The 16,350-nt window shown below is 66.8% G+C and carries 19 protein-coding genes; 11 read left to right on the top strand and 8 right to left on the bottom strand.

The genetic code is table 11. From position 1 onward, the window contains the following. Window positions 1–10: 10 nt before the first annotated feature. Together pdxA and rsmA are read left to right on the top strand one after the other, a co-directional pair. Complete coding sequence (gene pdxA, locus VF643_RS06245; RefSeq protein ID WP_331042511.1) at window positions 11–1,021, top strand: 4-hydroxythreonine-4-phosphate dehydrogenase PdxA; 1,011 nt, start codon at window positions 11–13, stop codon at window positions 1,019–1,021. Beyond that, window positions 1,018–1,833 (top strand): 16S rRNA (adenine(1518)-N(6)/adenine(1519)-N(6))-dimethyltransferase RsmA, encoded by an 816-nt coding sequence (gene rsmA, locus VF643_RS06240; RefSeq protein WP_331042510.1) that lies wholly within the window; start codon window positions 1,018–1,020, stop codon window positions 1,831–1,833. Before pdxA ends, rsmA begins: the two co-directional genes overlap by 4 nt. Window positions 1,834–1,836: 3 nt before the next feature. Here the strand turns inward: rsmA and VF643_RS06235 are convergent, their stop codons facing one another. The 3 genes from VF643_RS06235 to guaB form a co-directional block, all read right to left on the bottom strand. After that, window positions 1,837–2,337: a hypothetical protein gene (locus VF643_RS06235; RefSeq protein WP_331042509.1), complete on the bottom strand. Its 501-nt coding sequence runs from the start codon at window positions 2,335–2,337 to the stop codon at window positions 1,837–1,839. A gap of 29 nt (window positions 2,338–2,366) precedes the next feature. Continuing rightward, window positions 2,367–3,545 carry an RsmB/NOP family class I SAM-dependent RNA methyltransferase gene (locus tag VF643_RS06230; protein ID WP_331042508.1) on the bottom strand — a complete coding sequence of 393 codons (1,179 nt, stop codon included), beginning with the start codon at window positions 3,543–3,545 and terminating at the stop codon, window positions 2,367–2,369. 72 nt (window positions 3,546–3,617) lie between these two features. Continuing rightward, entirely contained in the window at window positions 3,618–5,075 is a 1,458-nt protein-coding gene (gene guaB / locus VF643_RS06225; RefSeq protein ID WP_331042507.1) for an IMP dehydrogenase, read from the bottom strand. Window positions 5,076–5,198: 123 nt separating this feature from the next. On the opposite strand from guaB, the gene VF643_RS06220 reads away from it, so the two are divergent. After that, window positions 5,199–6,167 carry an SPFH domain-containing protein gene (locus VF643_RS06220; RefSeq protein ID WP_331042506.1) on the top strand — a complete coding sequence of 323 codons (969 nt, stop codon included), beginning with the start codon at window positions 5,199–5,201 and terminating at the stop codon, window positions 6,165–6,167. Window positions 6,168–6,171: 4 nt separating this feature from the next. After that, window positions 6,172–6,633 (top strand): NfeD family protein, encoded by a 462-nt coding sequence (locus tag VF643_RS06215; RefSeq protein ID WP_331042505.1) that lies wholly within the window; start codon window positions 6,172–6,174, stop codon window positions 6,631–6,633. Here VF643_RS06215 and VF643_RS06210 read toward each other — a convergent pair. Both VF643_RS06210 and VF643_RS06205 read right to left on the bottom strand, forming a co-directional pair. Beyond that, window positions 6,602–7,042, bottom strand: a complete 441-nt coding sequence (locus tag VF643_RS06210) for a hypothetical protein (protein ID WP_331042504.1) — start codon at window positions 7,040–7,042, stop codon at window positions 6,602–6,604. The two genes, VF643_RS06215 and VF643_RS06210, sit on opposite strands and share 32 nt — an antisense overlap. A 38-nt stretch (window positions 7,043–7,080) precedes the next feature. Next, on the bottom strand, window positions 7,081–8,697 hold the full coding sequence (locus VF643_RS06205; protein ID WP_331042503.1) for a phosphoenolpyruvate carboxykinase: 1,617 nt from the start codon (window positions 8,695–8,697) through the stop codon (window positions 7,081–7,083). 127 nt (window positions 8,698–8,824) lie between these two features. On the opposite strand from VF643_RS06205, the gene VF643_RS06200 reads away from it, so the two are divergent. The 7 genes from VF643_RS06200 (at window position 8,825) to VF643_RS06170 (ending at window position 14,007) form a co-directional block, all read left to right on the top strand. Continuing rightward, entirely contained in the window at window positions 8,825–9,532 is a 708-nt protein-coding gene (locus VF643_RS06200; protein ID WP_331042502.1) for a response regulator transcription factor, read from the top strand. Then, complete coding sequence (locus VF643_RS06195) at window positions 9,501–11,066, top strand: sensor histidine kinase (RefSeq protein ID WP_331042501.1); 1,566 nt, start codon at window positions 9,501–9,503, stop codon at window positions 11,064–11,066. The genes VF643_RS06200 and VF643_RS06195 overlap by 32 nt, the downstream gene beginning before the upstream one ends. Window positions 11,067–11,079: 13 nt before the next feature. Further along, the gene (locus VF643_RS06190) at window positions 11,080–11,514 is read left to right on the top strand and encodes an aldolase (protein WP_331042500.1); all 435 of its coding nucleotides are present in this window, start codon (window positions 11,080–11,082) and stop codon (window positions 11,512–11,514) included. Further along, a complete protein-coding gene (rapZ, locus tag VF643_RS06185) occupies window positions 11,511–12,434 on the top strand; it encodes an RNase adapter RapZ (RefSeq protein ID WP_331042499.1) in 924 nt (307 codons plus the stop codon). The genes VF643_RS06190 and rapZ overlap by 4 nt, the downstream gene beginning before the upstream one ends. 19 nt (window positions 12,435–12,453) lie before the next feature. Beyond that, complete coding sequence (locus VF643_RS06180) at window positions 12,454–12,861, top strand: PTS sugar transporter subunit IIA (RefSeq protein ID WP_331042498.1); 408 nt, start codon at window positions 12,454–12,456, stop codon at window positions 12,859–12,861. Next, the gene (locus VF643_RS06175) at window positions 12,858–13,130 is read left to right on the top strand and encodes an HPr family phosphocarrier protein (protein WP_331042497.1); all 273 of its coding nucleotides are present in this window, start codon (window positions 12,858–12,860) and stop codon (window positions 13,128–13,130) included. Before VF643_RS06180 ends, VF643_RS06175 begins: the two co-directional genes overlap by 4 nt. Window positions 13,131–13,206: 76 nt before the next feature. Continuing rightward, window positions 13,207–14,007, top strand: a complete 801-nt coding sequence (locus tag VF643_RS06170; RefSeq protein ID WP_331042496.1) for an RNA methyltransferase — start codon at window positions 13,207–13,209, stop codon at window positions 14,005–14,007. Between the two features lie 135 nt (window positions 14,008–14,142). Here VF643_RS06170 and VF643_RS06165 read toward each other — a convergent pair whose 3' ends face one another. The 3 genes from VF643_RS06165 to def all read right to left on the bottom strand — a co-directional run bounded on the left by VF643_RS06165 (window position 14,143) and on the right by def (window position 16,324). Then, window positions 14,143–14,367, bottom strand: coding sequence for a hypothetical protein (locus VF643_RS06165; protein ID WP_331042495.1), 225 nt, complete (start codon window positions 14,365–14,367; stop codon window positions 14,143–14,145). A gap of 11 nt (window positions 14,368–14,378) precedes the next feature. After that, window positions 14,379–15,731, bottom strand: a complete 1,353-nt coding sequence (gene rmuC / locus VF643_RS06160; RefSeq protein WP_331042494.1) for a DNA recombination protein RmuC — start codon at window positions 15,729–15,731, stop codon at window positions 14,379–14,381. 68 nt (window positions 15,732–15,799) lie between these two features. Then, the gene (def, locus tag VF643_RS06155) at window positions 15,800–16,324 is read right to left on the bottom strand and encodes a peptide deformylase (RefSeq protein ID WP_331042493.1); all 525 of its coding nucleotides are present in this window, start codon (window positions 16,322–16,324) and stop codon (window positions 15,800–15,802) included. Window positions 16,325–16,350: the final 26 nt, after the last annotated feature.

Genomic DNA, 16,350 nt, shown 5'->3' with positions numbered 1-16,350 from the left:
GGATGAGCGGATGACTGCCCCGCTCGCCGTCTCCATGGGCGACCCCGCGGGGATTGGTCCGGAAGTGATCGGCAAAGCCTGGGAAGCGCGCCTTTCCCGCCGGCTCCCGCGCTTCGTCGCGGTAGGTGACGCCCGCGCGCTGACGCGGGTCTGGTCGGGGCCAGTCGCCATCGTCGAGGACGTTGCCGCCGGTGCCGAGCGCTTCGATGCGGCCTTGCCGGTGCTGCATGTCGAAAACACGGGCGAGATCGTGCCTGGGGTGCCCGACGCGGCGGGTGCCGGGTGTGCGCTGCATTCGCTTGAATTAGCGTGCGATCTCGTACGGTCGGGCAGTGCGCGCGCGCTGGTCACAGGGCCTGTTTCGAAGGCACAGCTTTATGATATCGGCTTCACCTGGCCCGGGCAGACGGAGTTCCTCGCCGAACGCTGCGGCGGCGTGGGTGCAAATGCGGTGATGATGCTGGCCGGCCCGGGATTGCGGGTCGTGCCGGTCACGACGCACGTGCCGTTGGCCAAGGTCGCCGGGTTGTTGTCGATCGATATGCTGGTCGCCAAGGCGCATACGACCGCGCGTGGGCTTACGCAGAACTTCGGGATCACCGCGCCGCGTCTGGCATTCGCGGGTTTCAATCCCCACGCCGGCGAAGGCGGCGCGATCGGTCACGAAGAGATTGACATCCTGGAGCCGGCGATCGCGCGGCTGCGGGCGGACGGGATCGACGCCAGCGGCCCGTTCGCAGCCGACACGATGTTCCACGCCCGTGCGCGCGAAGGCTATGACGTGGCGATATGCTGCTATCACGATCAGGCGCTGGTGCCACTCAAGACGCTGTACTTCGACGACGGGGTGAACATGACCCTGGGCCTGCCGATCGTGCGGACCTCGCCCGACCACGGCACCGCCTTCGGAATTGCTGGGCGTGGGTTAGCGAATGCCGGGGCGACGATCGCGGCGATCCTGATGGCGGGTGAAGCTGCCGACCAGCGCGCCTACGCCGGCGAGAGACGCGAGCCCGCGTGACCGCGCTGCCGCCGCTCCGCGACGTGATCGCGCGCCACGGGCTGTCGGCCAGCAAGGCGCTTGGGCAGAACTTCCTCTTCGACGGGCAGTTGCTCGCGCGGATCGCGGCAGTGCCGGGTGATTTGGTCGGCGCAGAGGTGCTGGAGATCGGCCCCGGGCCGGGTGGCCTTACCCGCGCGCTGCTTGCCGCTGGTGCGCAGGTGACCGCGATCGAGCGGGACCGACGGTGTATCCCGGCGCTGGCCGAACTGGCAGAGGCTTATCCAGGCAAGTTGACCGTGATCGAGGGGGATGCGCTTGCCGTCGATGCACCGGCATTGTTCTCGGGCAAGCCCCACATCGTTTCCAACCTGCCCTACAATGTCGGCACCTCGCTGCTGGTCGGTTGGTTGTCGGGGGCGTGGGCGCCGTGGTGGCAGTCGTGCACGCTGATGTTCCAGAAGGAGGTTGCCGACCGCATCGTGGCGGTGCCTGATACCTCGGCTTACGGCCGGCTGGCGGTGCTGGCACAGTGGCGCAGCGCTGCACGGATCGCGATGCCGGTGCATCGCTCCGCGTTCACTCCACCGCCCAAGGTCATGTCGGCGGTCGTTCATATAATTCCCAGCGAACCGCCCCAAGGCGTCCGCTTCGCCACGCTGGAACGGATTACCGGGGCAGCATTCGGCCAGCGCCGCAAGATGCTGCGCCAGAGCCTGAAGAGCGTGGTGGGCGCGCAGGAGGCGATGGCGGAAATCGGAATCGACCCGACCCGTAGGGCCGAGACGCTGTCGGTTGCCGAGTTCGTCCGGCTCGCCAGAACGCTGGGCTGAGCCTTATTCCTTGGCCGTCGCGGGCTTCGTCACAACGGCGGCCGTTGTGATCGGTGGCCCCTTGGCGATGACTGCGGCCAGCGCAGTCGCATCGGCACACCCCGTCTTACACAAAGTACGTATCTTGGCGAGATTAGCTCGCGCCCGGACGATCGCACCCTTGGCAACGAGCGCCTCGCCCTGCCCGCGCAGCGCCGCCAGGTCGTTGGGTTCGAGCAGCAATGCCTCACGATACAGGCGAATGGCCTTGCCGGGAAGATCGCGCGCCTCGGCGACTTCGGCGAGCGCGACGAAGGCCGCGCGATTGCGGGGATCGACTGCCACCGCAGTTTCCAGGGAATCCGTCGCGCCATCGAAATTACCCGCGGCCTTTTGGGCACGGCCCTGTTCGAGCAACTGCATCGAGCGCGGGTCGATCGCCGGATCGGGCTTCTGGCCGCTCAGTGAGGTCGTGATCGACACCACCGCAAGCGCAGCAGCCAAAGCGACGGACGAGGTGCGCATGATCGTCTCCAGAATAGGCACACCGCGAATTAGCACGCGCGTAGCAGCCGTGCGACGAAAAAACCGTCCGTGCCACAGGTCGCCGGGGTGAGCCGCAAGCCGGAGCCGCGAGCGTCGCCGCACGGCAGATCGACCGGTTCCGCGGCCCAACCCGTGTGCGCCGCGAGAAAAGCGTCGACCTGCTCCGGCCCCTCGCGATCGAGCAGCGAACAGACGATATACACAAGTGCCCCGCCGGGCCGCACGAGCGCGGCGGCAACGTCAAGCACATGGGCCTGCGTCTCGACCAGGCGGTCCAGCCGCACCGGGCTCAGGCGCCAACGCGCTTCGGGATTGCGGCGCCACGTGCCCGTGCCCGAACACGGCGCGTCGATCAGCACAGTATCGGCGCTGTCGACCCAATCCGCGAGTGCCGCCTTCTCCCCCGCGGGATCGAGCAGTCGCTTCTCGACGATGCTTACGCCCGCGCGCGCCGCTCGCGGAGCAAGCCGCGACAGGCGGCCACGGTCGACGTCACAGGCCAGGATGACCCCCTCGTTTGTCATCGCTGCTGCCAACGCGAGCGTCTTGCCCCCAGCACCCGCGCATAGATCGACGATGCGCTGGCCCGGCTGCGCCGCAACCGCCATGCCGACGATCTGGCTGCCCTCGTCCTGAACCTCGATCGCTCCGTCGCGGAAGGCGGGCAGCGTCTCCACGTTCGTGCCGGACGCGAGGCGAAGACCCTCCGGTGCGTATAGGGTCGGCTCCGCGCCCGGAATATCGGCGCACACCATATCTCGCGTCGCCTTCAACCGGTTAACCCGCACGTCGAGCGGCGCGCGGTCGGTGAGCGTTGCGGGATCGACCCCGGACGCCATCAGCATTTTTGCCAGCCACGCGGGTGCGGAACCGGGTTGCGCACGCGGCTCGTCCGCGGTGATCGCGGCGGGAGCATGGGTCGATCCGTCGAACGTCTGGGCAAGCGCGTGATCGTTATCGGCAAGCGCCACCACCGCGGCGCGACCGTCCTGCGGCAGTTCACCGGCCTGCCGAATCGCGGCGTAGACAAGTTCGCGAACGGCTCGGCGATCCTTGGAACCGGCATAGCGACGCGTCCCGAAATAGCGCGCGATCAGCGTGTCCGCCGCTGCGCCGCCTTCGCGAGCGGCAATTACGATCGTGTCGAGCAATTCAATGGCGGCTTGAGTTCTGGCGGGCGGGGTCATGGCTGGATGCTGCCCTTTGCGGCACGTACCGCGCGAACGGCACCATGCATTGGATCTGGAACGGCCGGAGCCTCAATGCGACGGATAGTTCGGCGCCTCTCGCGTGATCGTCACGTCATGGACGTGGCTTTCACGCAGGCCTGCGCCGGTGATCTGGACGAATTGCGCGCGCTCGCGAAGGTCGGCCAGCGTCTTCGATCCGGTATAGCCCATCGACGCCTTGATGCCGCCGACGAGCTGGTGGATCACGTCGCGCGCCGGCCCCTTGAACGCGACCTGCCCCTCGATGCCCTCGGGGACGAGCTTCAGCTGATCCTTGATATCCTGCTGGAAATAGCGATCGGCCGAACCCTTCGCCATCGCCGCCATTGAGCCCATGCCGCGATAGGATTTATAGGCGCGGCCCTGGTAGAGGAAGGTCTCGCCCGGTGCTTCCTCGGTGCCCGCGAGCAGCGATCCGATCATCACGCAGGATGCCCCCGCCGCCAGTGCCTTGGCGATATCGCCCGAGGTGCGGATGCCGCCATCGGCGATCACCGGCACGCCTTGGCGATGGCCTTCCTCGGCGCAGTCCATCACCGCGGTCAGCTGCGGCACGCCGACGCCCGCGACGATGCGCGTGGTGCAGATCGACCCCGGCCCGATGCCGACCTTCACCCCATCCGCGCCCGCACCGATCAGCGCCCTGGTGGCTTCGGCGGTGGCGACGTTGCCGGCGACGACCTGGACGTGGTTGGACAGCTTCTTCACCCGCTCGACGGCACGCGCGACGTCGCGATTGTGGCCGTGCGCGGTGTCGATGACGATCAGGTCGCATTCGGCATCGACCAGCGCCTCGGTGCGGTCGAACCCCTTGTCGCCGACCGTCGTCGCCGCGGCGACGCGCAGGCGGCCGGCGCCGTCCTTGGTCGCATCGGGATAGGTCACCGCTTTCTCGATATCCTTGACGGTGATGAGGCCGACGCAAGCGTAGGCGTCGTCGACCACCAGCAATTTCTCGATGCGGCGGTGGTGGAGCAACCGGCGCGCTTCCTCCTGGCCGACGTCGGTCGATACCACCGCGAGATTTTCGTGCGTCATCAGTTCGGCAACAGGCTGGTTGGGGTTCGCGGCGAAGCGCACGTCGCGATTGGTCAGGATGCCGACGAGTTTGCCGTTGGCCTCGACCACGGGGATGCCGCTGATCCGGTTCTCGACCATCAGCGCGCGCGCCTGCGCCAGGGTGGCGGTCGGCGCGATCGTGATTGGGTTGACGACCATGCCGCTTTCGAATCGCTTGACCTGGCGCACCGCGGCGACCTGTTCGTCGATCGTCAGGTTGCGGTGGAGCACGCCGATGCCGCCCAGTTGCGCCATCACGATCGCCATGCTGCCCTCGGTCACCGTGTCCATCGCCGCCGACAGCATCGGGATGTTGAGCGCGATCGTCCGCGTCACCTGGGTGCGGGTGTCCGCCTGGGTAGGCAGCACGTCGGACTCCGCCGGACACAGCAGGACATCGTCGAAGGTGAGGCCGAGGCGGATATCCATGGGCGTGCCGAATCCTGCGGGGGTCAAGGAGGTGGCGCGCCATGTAACCAAAGCGCAGCGGTACGGCTAGGCCCCTGCCCCGCCGCCGTGCTAATCTGGTTCGAAACTTGAGGAACCGCTTCGATGGCCCTTATCGCCGCCGCCCTCGCGCTTGCGCTGGTGCTCTTCTATCTGATGACTTCGATCAAGATCGTCCGCCAGGGCTATCAATATACGATCGAGCATTTCGGCCGCTACACCGCCACCGCCTCGCCCGGCTTCAACTTCTATCCCGCCTTCTTCTATCGTGTCGGCCGCAAGGTGAACATGATGGAGCAGGTGATCGACATTCCGGGGCAGGAGATCATCACCAAGGACAATGCGATGATCTCGACCGACGGGGTCGTCTTCTTCCAGGTGCTCGACGCGCCCAAGGCGGCGTATGAGGTCAGCGACCTCTACGTCGCGCTGCTCCAGCTGACGACGACGAACCTGCGCACCGTGATGGGGTCGATGGACCTCGACGAGACCTTGTCGAAGCGCGACGAGATCAACGCGCGCCTGCTGCGCGTCGTGGATCATGCGACCACGCCGTGGGGGGTGAAGATCACCCGCGTCGAGATCAAGGACATCCGCCCGCCCGCCGACATCGTCAACGCGATGGGCCGCCAGATGAAGGCCGAGCGCGAGAAGCGCGCCAACATCCTCGATGCCGAGGGGACGCGGGCGTCCGAAATCCTGCGCGCCGAGGGGCAGAAGCAGGCACGCATCCTGGAGGCCGAGGGACGCAAGGAATCCGCCTTTCGCGACGCCGAGGCACGCGAACGCGCCGCCCAGGCCGAAGCCGCGGCGACCAAGGCGGTGTCGGAAGCGATCCAGGGCGGCAACACCCAGGCGATCAATTATTTCATCGCGCAGAAATATGTCGAGGCGATCGGCAAGTTCGCGACCAGCCCGAACGCCAAGACGATCCTCTTCCCCGTCGAGGCGACGCAGTTGATGGGCACGCTCGGTGGCATCGGCCAACTCGCCAAGGATGCGCTGAGCGACGCGGTTGCCAGCCCGCCCGCGCCCGCCCCCAGGCGCGGGCCGTTCGAGCTGCCGCAGGGCTGAGGCGATGAACGACGCAGGCTGGTGGCTGATCGCGGCGCTGGTGCTGGGCATCGCCGAACTTGCGATGCCCGGCGTATTCGCGGTGTTCCTGGGCGTAGCGGCGGCGATCACCGGCGCGGCGCTGCTCGCGCTGCCAGATCTGCCGCTGGCCGCGCAACTCGCGTCGTTCGGGGTGTGGAGCGTGGCCGCGGTGGTAATCGGGCGGCGCTGGTACAGCGATTATCCGGTCGCGTCCGATGCTCGGCTGAACGATCGCAGTGCGCAGATGATCGGCGCCGTCGTCACCGTCGAGATCGCGATCGAGGAAGGCGCTGGTCGGGTGCGGGTGGGTGATGGAAGCTGGCCCGCGCGCGGGAGCTATGCCGATCTGGGCGACCTCGTGCGGATAGTCGGCGTCGAGGGCGGCGTGGCGATCGTCGAACGCGTGGGGCAGGTCACGGCAACGGCGCTCGATCCGGCGCAATGAAGCCGCGGCGGGCCTGCACCGAGAACAGCCGCTTGCCGCTGTAGAAGCGCAGCGGCCAATCGCGCGCCCCGGCGGGCGTGGTCAGCAGCGCGTTGACACTGTCGACCAGCGGCTCACCATTCGGGCGGCCGGCGAAATGCGCACGTGCCCCCGCCAGAAAGCAGCGGGTGATCGTGTCGTGATAGCCATGATGGTCGTCGTTCACGCCGCCGGCCGCGAGATTGTAGCCGCTGATGATCCCGGCGATCTCGGCGTCCGCATCGATATCCGGCCGCATACGGAGCAGCCAGCACGTCGCGGCGAGATGGGCTTCGTGCGTCCATTTCGCGCGCGGCAATGTGCGGGCGAGCAGGCCCTCGCCAACATGCGCAATTTCGGCATCGTCGGCGAAGAAGCGGGGGGTGGACATGATCGGGCTTTCGAAAAGGCCCGATCATGTCGGGCAGGTCAGGCGGGCTGAGTGACGCGCGAGGATTTGGGTGCCGATTGTCGGACACCCTCGTCCACCGCGCTCTCGAATTGCGCGAAGTTCTCGACGAACAGGTCGACCAACTTTGCCGCGGCCGCGTCATAATCCGCCTTGTCGGCCCAGGTCTCGCGCGGATCGAGGATGGCGCTGTCCACACCGGCCACGCTGACTGGCACCTTGAACCCGAAATTGGGATCGGTGCGGAACTCGACATCGTTCAGGCTGCCGTCGAGTGCGGCGTTGAGCAATGCCCGGGTCGCCTTGATCGGCATGCGGTTGCCGACGCCATATTTGCCGCCGGTCCAGCCGGTGTTGACCAGCCAGCAATCGACCCCGCCTCGCGCGATCCGCTCCTTGAGCAGATTGCCATAGACCGACGGATGCCGCGGCATGAACGGCGCGCCGAAGCAGGTGGAGAAGGTCGCGTCGGGTTCGGTCACGCCCATCTCGGTGCCGGCGACTCGTGCGGTATAACCCGAGAGGAAATGATACATCGCCTGGTCGGGCGTCAGCTTGGCGATCGGCGGCATGATCCCGTAAGCGTCCGCGGTCAGCATAACGATGTTCCGGGGCACCCCGCCCATATTGTCATCCGACGCGTTGGGGATAAAGTCGATCGGATACGCGCCACGGCTGTTCTCGGCCAGGCTGTTGTCGTGCAGATCGAGCCGGCGGGTGACCGGATCCATGACCACGTTTTCCAGCACGGTGCCGAAACGCTTGCTGGTGGCGAAGATTTCCGGCTCTGCCTCGGCCGATAGGCGGATCATCTTGGCGTAGCAGCCGCCCTCGAAATTGAAGACTGCGGTGTCGGACCAGCCGTGTTCGTCGTCCCCGATCAGCGTGCGGCTGGCGTCGGCCGAGAGCGTCGTCTTGCCGGTGCCCGAAAGACCGAAGAATACCGCTGTCGATCCATCCGCCCCCATGTTGGCCGAACAGTGCATCGGCATCACGCCGGTGGGCGGAAGCAGATAGTTGAGCAGGCCGAAGACCGACTTCTTCATCTCACCGGCATAGCGCGTCCCGCCGATGAGGATCAGCTTCTCGGTGAAGTTCACCGCGATCACTGTTTCGCTGCGGCAGCCGTGGCGTGCCGGATCGGCCCGGAAGCTGGGAAGGTCGACGATCGTATATTCGGCGTCGAAGCCGCGCAGTTCATGCTCCTCCGGGCGGACGAGCATCGTGCGGATGAACAGATTGTGCCACGCCAGTTCGGTGACGACACGCACGCGGACACGATGCTCGGGCTGCGAACCGCCGTAGAGATCCTGGACGAACAAGTCTTCCTTGGCATGCAGCATCGCAAAGAGATCGGCCTTGAGCGCGGCGAAATGCGCGGGCTCCATTGCCTTGTTGGATTTGCCCCACCAGACCGATTGCTCAGTCTCGGTATCGCGGACGATGAACTTGTCCTGCGCGGATCGGCCGGTGTGCTGACCCGTCTCGACGACCAGAGGACCGTCGGCAGACAGCTTGCCCTCGCCGCGCGCGACCGCGGTTTCGATCAGACGTGCGGTGACCAGATTCCAGTGCAGTGTCGCACGCGTTTCGATGCCCTGTTCGGCCAGGCCGCGCTCCGGGATTCGTTCGTTCATGATGATGTCCCCATAATCTCACGACTCTTGTGGCCGCATACGTATGCGCAATCGCATAAGGTGCTGTCCGGATAGCGTCAAACACGCCCGGTTGAGCCTGTCCCAACTTTGGATTAGTCCCCGTGGCATGACCGCCTCGATCGCGCTCGTCGATGACGACCGCAACATCCTGACCTCGGTGTCGATCGCGCTGCAGACCGAAGGCTTCGCCACGCGCGTGTACTCGGATGGCGAGGCAGCGTTAAAGGCACTGATCGACAATCCGCCCGATCTGGCGATCTTCGACATCAAGATGCCGCAGATGGACGGGTTGGAGCTGCTGCGTCGGCTGCGCGAGAAGAGCCAGGTGCCGGTGATCTTCCTGACCAGCAAGGACGACGAACTGGACGAGGCCCTCGGCCTGGCGATGGGCGCGGACGATTACATCGCCAAGCCGTTCAGCCAACGGCTGCTCATCGCTCGCATCCGCGCGATCCTGCGCCGGGCTGAAGCGGTACAAGCAGCCGGCGGGGACAGTCCCGATAGTGCCGCCGGATCGCTCCAACGCGGGCGCCTGACGATGGACCCGGCCCGGCATCGGACCAGCTGGGCCGGTGCGCCGGTCACGCTGACCGTCACCGAATTCATGATCCTGGAAACGCTTGCACAGCGGCCGGGCATCGTGAAGACGCGCAACCAGCTGATGGACGCGGCCTATCAGGACGACATCTACGTCGACGATCGTACGATCGACAGCCATATCAAGCGACTGCGACGCAAATTCCGCGCCGTCGATCCGGAATTCGACGCAATCGAGACCTTGTATGGCGCCGGATACCGATATTCCGAGGATTGAGGAACGCGACCTCACGCTACGCTGGTCGGGGCGGGTGTCGCTCACCCGGCGGATCCTGGCGGTCAACGTGTTCGCCCTGCTGCTGCTGGCTGGCGGGTTCTTCTATCTTGATTCCTACCGCAGCCGCATCGTCGATGGGCGGCGGGAGCAGGCCTCTCGCGAGACCCGGCTGATCGCGGAGGCAATCGCGTCGGTCGAGCCGGGAATGCGCAACCCGCTGCTGCTGCGGCTGGCGGAGGACACCGGATCGCGAATCCGCGTCTTCGAACGCGACGGAGCGCAGACATTCGACACCCGTGCCGAGGGCTTGCGCAATTTCGTGCTGGTGGATCCGGATCGCCAAGGGTGGAATCAGGCCATCGCGCGCTGGCTGGATGCCGGGATCGACATCGTCGTCGCGGCGCCCCGCCCCCCCCTGTACCGCGAGCGTCGCGATGGCGGGCAGTGGCCCGACGTCCGTGCGGCCGCGGCACGTTCTGTCGTGGCGACCACGGTCTGGCGGGCGCCGGACCGCACGCCGGTCATCACTGCGGCAGCGCCACTGCCGGGCGGCAACATTGTGATGACCACGTTGAACGCGCGGGACATCACCCAGACGGTGCGGATAGAACGCTTTCGGCTCGGCATCGTGCTGGCGGTGGTGACGATCGTTTCGGTGCTGCTATCGCTTTTCCTGGCGCGGACGATCGTGCGCCCGCTCCGCCGGCTGGCGCGGGCGGCGGTGCGCGTGCGACTGGGGCGTGCGCGCGAGGTGGTGGTGCCGCGGTTGCCCGACCGCCGCGACGAACTCGGCCTGCTCGCGCGGGCGCTGTCGGACATGAGCCTGGCGTTGCGCGCACGGATCGACGCGACCGAGGCGTTTGCCGCGGACGTCACGCACGAGATGAAGAACCCGCTGGCGTCGCTGCGTTCGGCGGTCGAGGGGCTGGAACGGGTGAGCGACCCGGCGCTGCGCCAAAAGCTGCTGGCGATCGTTCGCGACGACGTGCTGCGGCTCGACCGGCTTATCACCGACATCTCCGAAGCGTCGCGCCTGGACGCGCAACTGAGCCGGGCGAAATTCGAGCCTGTCGACGTTGCCGCGATGATCGCGGCGCTGCTCGCCCAGCGCGAGACACGCGGCGTCGAGCGCGGCCTCCGACTGCGCTTCGACCGCCTTTGGCACGGGGATGCGATCGTTCTGGGCGAAGGCGCTCGGCTGGAGCGCGTGGTGGAAAACCTGATCGACAATGCTTTGTCCTTCTCACCCGACGGCGGCATGGTCGCAATCGCGGTGCGGAACGAGGGAGACACGCTCGTCATCCAGATCGACGACGATGGCCCCGGCGTCCCCGAGGATGCGCGCGAGGCAGTGTTCCGACGGTTCCAATCGGTCCGCCCGGCCAGCGAAGCCTTCGGCCAACATTCGGGTCTCGGCCTGGCCATTGCGCGTACCATCGTGGAGGCGCATCAGGGGCGGATAACCGCCGAATCGCGCGACGGCAGCCTGGCCGGCGCTCGTTTCGTCGTCCGCCTGCCCCTGGCCGATCAATAGGAACCGCCCCGCCGTGGCCGTCGTCAGTTCCGAAACGCTTCATGCCACGACAGTTGCGATCGACGGCCTTGCGGTCGTGATCGAGGGCCATGCCGGCGCGGGCAAATCCGACCTGGCGCTCAGACTGATCGATCGCGGCGCGATGCTGGTCAGCGATGATCGTACCCTGGTGGTGCGTACCGGCGCCGGGTTGCTCGCGCGTGCGCCGCACCTGATGGCGGGTCGAATCGAGGTACGCGGCGTCGGCATTGCCAGCATGCCGCACTTGGACGAAGCACCGGTCGCCCTGCTGATCCGTCTCGATTCCGAACAGCCCCGGATGCCCGAACGGCGCCGGCGCATGATCGCAGGAGTCGAGGTGCGGATGCTGACGATCGACCCTCGCGCCAATGCAGCGCCGATCGCGATCGAGATCGCACTGCGCCAGCCCGAAGCGACGCCGGCATGATAGAGCGGCCGCCAAGCCAGCCGATCCTACTCGTCACCGGCCTGTCTGGCGCGGGCAAATCGACGGTGCTGAAGACGCTGGAGGATCTGGGCTGGGAGGTGGTCGACAACCTGCCGCTGGTCCTCCTTGACCGGTTGCTCGACGCGCCGCTGCCCGCGGGGGCCGGCGAAGGATCGCAGCCGCTGGCGATCGGCATCGGTGCGCGTACCCGCGATTTCGATCCCGACCACATCGTGCGCCGCATCACCGATCTGCGCGAACGCCATGGTCTTGACGTGGGAACGCTGTTTCTCGACTGTTCAGGTGCCGAACTCGAACGACGCTATTCCGAGACGCGGCGGCGGCACCCGCTGGCCCTCGATCGACCGGCGAACGACGGCATCGCCCGCGAGCGCGAATTGCTCCAGCCGTTGCGCGATTTCGCGAACCGGCTGATCGACACCACCGATCTGACCGCCAATGCGCTGGCGCAGCAGGTGCGCGATCTGTTCGCGCGCGAGACGCCGGGCGAGCCGACGCTGGCGGTGATGTCGTTCGGCTTTTCGCGCGGGCTGCCGCGCGGCGCCGATCTGGTCTTCGACATGCGCTTCCTGCGCAATCCGCACTGGGTTCCCACGCTCCGGCCCGGCACCGGACTCGACCCCGATGTCGCCGCTTATGTCGCGAGCGATCCTGCCTATGACGAGGCGCTGGAGCGGATCGAAGGACTGCTCCTCCTTTTGCTGCCTCGCTACCGTGCGGAGGGTAAAAGCTACGTCACCGTGGCAATCGGCTGTACCGGAGGAAGACATCGGTCCGTCCACGTCGCTCAACGGATCGCGACCCGGTTGCAGAGCGCAGGTTTTTCGCCCACGGTCTTTCACCGTGATCTGGGCGCCGCCCCCCAGGATTCACTCGTAGGAAAGCCGGCCGGCGCGTGAGCATGGAAACGCAATCGAGATGATCGGCCTGGTTCTGGTGACGCACGGACGCCTCGCCGAGGAATTCGTGACCGCGATGGTTCACGTCGTCGGTCCGCAGGAGCGCGTCGCGACGATCGCGATCGGCCCGGACGACGACATGGAGGGCCGCCGCGCCGACATCGCCGCCGCGATCCAGGCGGTAGATGCGGGCAAGGGCGTGATCGTACTGACCGACCTGTTCGGCGGCACACCGTCGAACCTGGCGATCTCGCTGATGCGGCGCGGCCAGGTCGAGGTGATCGCGGGGATGAACCTGCCCATGCTGATCCGGCTCGGCTCGGCGCGCAAGGCAATGAAAGTCGTCGATGCGGTCGCCGCGGCGCGCGAGGCGGGGCGCAAATACATATCGGTCGCCTCCGAAGTGCTCGGCGAGGCAGCGGCGTGAGCGTCGTTCGACGGGTGCTGATCGCCAATCGCCGCGGCTTGCACGCGCGCGCCAGTGCCAAGTTCGTGACGCTGGCCTCCACCCAGCCGTGCGAGGTGCAGGTGGAGAAGGAGGCGGGGTCGGCGGTGACCGGCACGTCGATCATGGGGCTGATGATGCTGGGTGCGGCGATGGGCGACACGATCACGATCAGCGCGCAAGGCGACGGCGCGGAGGCTGCGGTGGGAGCGCTGTGCGACCTGGTTGAGGCCAAGTTCGGTGAAGATTGATCGGCTGGAGCCGCGGCAAAGCCGCGCCGGCAGGGCGTGTCTGGTTCGCCTTGCGCAACCCTTCGTCTGACGCCCAATGCCCCGCGAGATCACCGCTTTCTCCAATCCGCTCGTCAAATACGCCCGCGACCTGCGCGACAAGCGCCACCGCAAGGTGTCTCGCCAGTTCCTGGCCGAGGGCCTGCGTATCCTGACCGAGGCGCGCGAGACGAGGCGTTTGCCCAGGATATTGTTCTACGCCGCCGCCAGCGCCAATCACCCTTTGGTCTATGCGCTGTCGTTCGACGTCGAGGCGGCGGGTGGCGAATCGATCCAGACGACGCCCGACATCCTCGCCAAGCTGTCGGGCAAGGACAATCCGCAGGCGGTGGTCGGCATCTTCGACGAGTTCGATGCCGATCTGGCGTCGCTCGATCGCACCGAAGCGGGCGTCTGGCTAGTCGCCGAGCGGCTGCGCGATCCGGGCAATCTGGGGACCATCCTGCGCACCGGCGATGCGGTGGGCGCGGGCGGGCTGATCCTGATCGGCGAGTGCGTGGATCCCTTCTCGGTCGAGGCGGTGCGCGCGAGCATGGGGGCGCTGTTCACGGTGCCGGTGGTGCGCAGCGAATGGGCGCCTTTCCTGGCGTGGCTGCGCGCGGGGCCGGGGCAGTTGGTCGGGCTGAGCCTGGATGCCGACACGGATTACCGGACGGCGGCCTATGCCGCGCCGGCATTCCTGCTGACCGGCAACGAGGCGCAGGGGATGCCGCCGGAGATGGCAGAGGCGTGCGACATGCTGGTGAAGATCCCGATGCGGGGGAAGGCGGACAGCCTCAATGCCGCGGTCGCCACCGCGGTGATGGCATATGAAGTGCTGGCGCGGCAGGCGGGCTGAAGCGGTCCGCTTGATCCAACTTCGCTTGATCCATCTTCCGTTCGTGCTGAGCGCAGTCGAAGGGCACATGCCTGGCCATCTGCCCTTCGACTGCGCTCAGGGCGAACGGCGAGGATGGGCTGACCCGGCCAAAGTTTATCCTAGCCGCTGCGGTTGGCGACCATGCCCGTCGCCGATTACCCGGCCTGCGATCATGCCCGAGACGACCGCCTGCCCGCCCGGTTCGACCACGACATCGCCCGAGACCATCGCCGAGATCGACGCGCGGACGCCGCTCTTCACGATCACGTCGCCTGCGATCATGCCCGTAACGGACTGATCCCGGTCGATCACCAACGGTCCTTTGAACATCCCGTTCATCCGCAGTCCCTTCATTCGGCCGCGTCGATGAGGCGCGGTACGTCCTCGGCATAACGCGCCAGCGCCTCGACCGGGGGCACTTCCTCGATCTCGCGCGCGCCGGTTTCGATGTTGAGGTCGCGGAACTTGCGTGCCGTCACCAGCGCGCGGCTCTCGAAGCTGCTGACGAAGCTGTTGTAATTGTTGACCGCCGAGGTCAGCCCGCCGCCGACCTTGCGCAAATCGCCCGCCGCCTTGGCCAGCCGGTCGTAAAGCTCCTTGCCCAATTCGCCGATCCGGCGTGCCTCGTCGGCGAGCTTCTCCTGCCGCCACACCGCCGACACCGTCCGCGCGATCGCGATCAGATTGGTCGGGGTCGCGAGCAGCACCCGCTTTTCGAACGCGAAATCCCACAGCGTCGGATCATGTTCGAGCGCCGCAGACAGGAAATGCTCGCCGGGAACGAACATGATCACATAATCGGGCGCGTCCTTGAACTGGCTCCAATACGCCTTGTTGCCGAGGCCGTTGACGTGCGCGCGCATCGACGTCGCGTGCAGCGCCAGACCGCGCAGCCGCTCGCCCTCGTCCACCGCGCCGAACGCGTCCTGATAGGCGTTGAGCGACACTTTGGCGTCGATCACCAGCGCACGGCCGCCGGGCACGCGGATGATCGCGTCGGGGCGCAGCCGCCCGCCCTCGTCTCCCCCTGAGATGCTGACCTCGGTCTGGAAATCGGTGTGTTCGCTCAGCCCGCAGGTCTCCAGCACGTTCTTCAGCTGCTGCTCGCCCCAGCGGCCACGCGACTTGGGGGCGTTGCGCAGCGAATTGACCAGCTTGGCGGCTTCGGTGCTGACCTTTTCCTGGCCGAGGCGCATCTGTTCGATCTGGCCCTTCAGCTCGCTAAACGCGCCCTTGCGCTCGGTCTCGACCTTGTCGACCGCCTCTTCATAGCGTTGCAGGCGGTCGCTGACGGGTTGCAGCATCGACTTGAGGTTCTGCCCCGCGGTCTCCTCGGACTGGCGGAAGCGGGCGTCGGCGCGTTCGAGGAACTGGGTCTGCGCCGTCTCCAGCGCCCTGGCCGCCGCATCGCCGAATTGCGCGGTCATCGCGTCGCGCGCCTGCTTCAACTCGTCGAGCGTCGCCTGATGCGCCGTCCGCCGTTCATCGGCCTGGGCGCGCAATGCGGCGAGTTCCTGATGCGCGGCGTTGCGTTCGGCCTCCACCGCATCGCGCGCGGCGCGGATCAGCTCCATGTCGGCCGCGCGGGTCTTCGCCACCGCCAGTTCGCCGGCGATCGCGCCATTCTTGCGCGCGGCGACCAGCCAGCCGATCAGCAGCCCCGCCGCCACCGCCAGCACCGCCACCAGGATCAACTCGGCCATCTTGCTTCCCACATGATTCGGGCAGGAACATAGATCGAACGCGGCCGGAAGGTTAGTCGAAAGTTACCTCATCCCGCTTTTCGCTGCTTGGCGAGCTTGCGCAGCAGCATCTCGCGCTTGAGGCGCGAGACGTGGTCGATGAAGAGGATGCCGTCGCAATGGTCGATCTCGTGCTGCATGCACGTCGCGAGCAGGCCGTCGAGTTCCTCCTCATGGCGCGCGCCGCCGGTATCGAGCCAGCGCACGCGGCAGCGCGCCGGGCGTTCGACCTCGGCATATTGTTCGGGGATCGACAGGCAACCCTCGTTATAGACCGACAGCTCGTCGCTGACCGAGACGATCTCGGGATTGATATAGGCTTGCGGCACGCGGACGGGCTTGCCCTCGGCATCCTCCTCCGCCTGCAGGTCGATCACGACGACGCGCTTCTCGACGCCGACCTGGATCGCCGCCAGGCCGATACCGTGCGCGGCGTACATCGTGTCGGTCATGTCGGCGACGAGGCGCCGGACGTCGTCGTCCACCGCCTCGACCGGGGTGGAGACCGCGCGCAGGCGCGGATCGGGGACTTCGACGATGGGGAGGACGGCCATGCGCGCCAGCTACGCAAGCGAGTCCG

It is taken from the genome of Sphingomonas sp. (assembly GCF_036387595.1).
In the GTDB taxonomy this organism is placed as follows: Bacteria; Pseudomonadota; Alphaproteobacteria; order Sphingomonadales; family Sphingomonadaceae; genus Sphingomonas.
This window is presented reverse-complemented; position numbering and strand designations above follow the sequence as displayed.

Excerpts from the sequence above, each read along its gene's own strand:
- pdxA (WP_331042511.1), top strand. The coding sequence starts at position 11 with ATGACTGCCCCGCTCGCCGTCTCCATGGGCGACCCCGCGGGGATTGGT.
- VF643_RS06235 (WP_331042509.1), bottom strand. The coding sequence starts at position 2,337 with ATGCGCACCTCGTCCGTCGCTTTGGCTGCTGCGCTTGCGGTGGTGTCG.
- VF643_RS06230 (WP_331042508.1), bottom strand. The coding sequence starts at position 3,545 with ATGACCCCGCCCGCCAGAACTCAAGCCGCCATTGAATTGCTCGACACG.
- guaB (WP_331042507.1), bottom strand. The coding sequence starts at position 5,075 with ATGGATATCCGCCTCGGCCTCACCTTCGACGATGTCCTGCTGTGTCCG.
- VF643_RS06220 (WP_331042506.1), top strand. The coding sequence starts at position 5,199 with ATGGCCCTTATCGCCGCCGCCCTCGCGCTTGCGCTGGTGCTCTTCTAT.
- VF643_RS06215 (WP_331042505.1), top strand. The coding sequence starts at position 6,172 with ATGAACGACGCAGGCTGGTGGCTGATCGCGGCGCTGGTGCTGGGCATC.
- VF643_RS06210 (WP_331042504.1), bottom strand. The coding sequence starts at position 7,042 with ATGTCCACCCCCCGCTTCTTCGCCGACGATGCCGAAATTGCGCATGTT.
- VF643_RS06205 (WP_331042503.1), bottom strand. The coding sequence starts at position 8,697 with ATGAACGAACGAATCCCGGAGCGCGGCCTGGCCGAACAGGGCATCGAA.
- VF643_RS06200 (WP_331042502.1), top strand. The coding sequence starts at position 8,825 with ATGACCGCCTCGATCGCGCTCGTCGATGACGACCGCAACATCCTGACC.
- VF643_RS06195 (WP_331042501.1), top strand. The coding sequence starts at position 9,501 with ATGGCGCCGGATACCGATATTCCGAGGATTGAGGAACGCGACCTCACG.
- rapZ (WP_331042499.1), top strand. The coding sequence starts at position 11,511 with ATGATAGAGCGGCCGCCAAGCCAGCCGATCCTACTCGTCACCGGCCTG.
- VF643_RS06180 (WP_331042498.1), top strand. The coding sequence starts at position 12,454 with ATGATCGGCCTGGTTCTGGTGACGCACGGACGCCTCGCCGAGGAATTC.
- VF643_RS06170 (WP_331042496.1), top strand. The coding sequence starts at position 13,207 with ATGCCCCGCGAGATCACCGCTTTCTCCAATCCGCTCGTCAAATACGCC.
- VF643_RS06165 (WP_331042495.1), bottom strand. The coding sequence starts at position 14,367 with ATGAACGGGATGTTCAAAGGACCGTTGGTGATCGACCGGGATCAGTCC.
- rmuC (WP_331042494.1), bottom strand. The coding sequence starts at position 15,731 with ATGGCCGAGTTGATCCTGGTGGCGGTGCTGGCGGTGGCGGCGGGGCTG.
- def (WP_331042493.1), bottom strand. The coding sequence starts at position 16,324 with ATGGCCGTCCTCCCCATCGTCGAAGTCCCCGATCCGCGCCTGCGCGCG.